The following is a 2,248-nucleotide window of genomic DNA, read 5'->3' as shown; positions in this document are numbered from 1 at the left end:
CGCAATTGCTGCATGTGAGCGCCGTGACGGCGCAGAAAGGAAATATGTATGTAATTCAACATCATAATCCTTTCGATCGTCTTGCTGACGATCGACCGGTGGCTGCGATGCCACCCCACCCGGCGGAAGGAGTCGGGGCGGAAGGGGGTCTCCAAGGTTTGCCGCGTTCCGGCGGCCGACCTCAAAGCAGGAGACCTGAAATGTACCGGATGCGGCCCGTCAGCCGCATGCCGGGCTACCACAGGGCCTAAGGTGAGATACAAACGAATGACGTGTCTGAAGCCTCTTTATTTACAGTTGAACTCCCGATCACCTGACGGGGTGGGGAGATCGCGGTGTGAACCGGTTGGTTATGTATGCTGCCTTCTGGTGAATGCTTGCAAAGCATTCGTGTGCGGGTCGTCCTTTCTTGCCCACACGCCGGAGCCGCAAGGGGTTAAGCGTCGCACCTACGGGTCCAAGGTTGATCGTCGGAACACGGGAATCACCATCGTCCGCCTGCTTCGGAGCAGGCTATCCGCGGAGACCGGGGATGGGTGCTGGTGGGGCGGAGCCTGCGTAGTAGTCCGAGGGCGGGAAAGCCGTCCACATGGCGAAGGCGGGCAGGAAGTCGGTAGGCTTTTATGACGGAGGAACTACCAGTGGACTCTGGTAATCAAGCCCCACAGGCTTGGCTCCTCGGCGTTCAGAGAAAGCTCTACCAGTGGAGTCGGGAAAACCCCGAAGAACCATACTGCGACTTGTGGAATTGGGTGACCGATCCCCGCAACTTGTACATGGCCTGGAGGACGATTGCCGGTAATCGCGGCAAGCGCACTCCGGGGATCGACGGGGCGACCGTAGAAAAAATTGCCACCGGAATTGGCGTCGACAGATTCCTTCATGAGCTCCGCGATGAGCTCCGGGCGGGCGATTATCGTCCGTCTCCTGCACGAAGGAAGTGGATTCCAAAGCCGGGCAAACCGGGGAAGTTCCGACCCCTCGGTATCCCTACGGTCAAGGATCGCGTGGTGCAGTGCGCGGTCAAGCAAGTTCTGGAGCCGATCTTCGAGGCCCGGTTCTGGCCTGTCTCATACGGGTTTCGGCCCGGACGCGGCAGTCAGGCCTGTCTCGAACATATCCGTGTGACCATCCAGTCGCGGGGCAAGCCTGCGGCAGATGGCTACCGACACAATGCGCCGTACCAATGGGTAATCGAAGGCGACATTGAGGCCTGCTTCGACAATATCGGACATCATCCCCTGATGGAACGCGTGCGCCACGGCGTCGCGGACCTCAAGGTGAACCGGTTGATCGTACAGTTCCTCAAGGCCGGGGTCTTGGAGCATGTCACGTATAGCCCCACCGACACCGGCACGCCCCAAGGTGGCGTGCTCTCACCACTACTGGCCAACATTGCGCTGAGCGTAATCGAGGAACGGTATCGGGATTGGGTACGCCGCCCCGAAAGCCCGGAGCTGAAGTCCGATGGGATCAGGCTCGCGGCGATCAAGCGTGACAAGGATCGGAAGGCCGGTCGAACGGTCTTCTACCCTGTCCGCTATGCTGATGACTTCTTGATCTTCGTGTCGGGGACGGAAGCTGACGCTCTTGCCGAAAAGCAGGCGCTGGCGACCTACCTGCACGAGGCGATGGGTCTGACGCTATCGCCCGAAAAGACGCGCATCACTGCGCTGACCAAGGGCTGTCGGTTCTTGGGATGCCGTGTGCGGCTCAAGTGGGACAAGCGGTTCGGGCTTCATGCCCGCATCGAAATCCCCCGCGAGCCGATCAATGGCTTCCGCATACGGGTCAATCAACTGGCGCGTAGGCAAACGCTTCGGCGTTCACTCACGGCCATGCTTCAGGAACTTAATCCATACCTCCGGGGGTGGTCCGCCTACTACCGCTACTGCGTAGGGGCCAAGCGCATTCTTGCCAGTCTCGACTGGCATGTGCGCCAACGCCTCTGGCTGTGGCTGCGGGCCAAACACCAACGTGTTCCCGGGAGGAAAATCGCATCGTGGCGCAGGCCGAGCACCGCCCATCCGGGCAGCTCGGTCTGGGCCGAAGGTGGCACGGAGCAATTCTTGATGAGCTACGTGCCTGTTCGGAGGTTCGATCTCAAATGGATGAAGAAACCCGAGTTCGCCAAGGCTTCTGGAGAGCCGGATGCACAACGAAAGGTGCACGTCCGGTTCGGAGAGCAGGCGTGGGAAACTGGCGGTGGAGACACCCCACAGCGCCCACGTCTGACTCTACTGTGAGG

At 60.2% G+C, this 2,248-nt stretch carries 1 protein-coding gene; it reads left to right on the top strand.

What is annotated here, in order from left to right; all coding sequences use genetic code 11:
• Positions 1-776: 776 nt before the first annotated feature.
• Positions 777-2,246, top strand: coding sequence for a group II intron reverse transcriptase/maturase (gene ltrA, locus AX708_RS08725; RefSeq protein WP_233999633.1), 1,470 nt, complete (start codon positions 777-779; stop codon positions 2,244-2,246).
• Positions 2,247-2,248 lie beyond the last annotated feature (2 nt).

It is taken from the genome of Erythrobacter sp. CCH5-A1 (genome assembly GCF_001557115.1).
Lineage (GTDB): Bacteria > Pseudomonadota > Alphaproteobacteria > Sphingomonadales > Sphingomonadaceae > Erythrobacter.
The sequence above is the reverse complement of the archived record's forward strand: the minus strand, read 5'-3'. Positions and strand labels throughout refer to the sequence as shown.

Coding starts and splice junctions, on each gene's coding strand:
- ltrA (WP_233999633.1), top strand. CDS start 777: ATGGCCTGGAGGACGATTGCCGGTAATCGCGGCAAGCGCACTCCGGGG.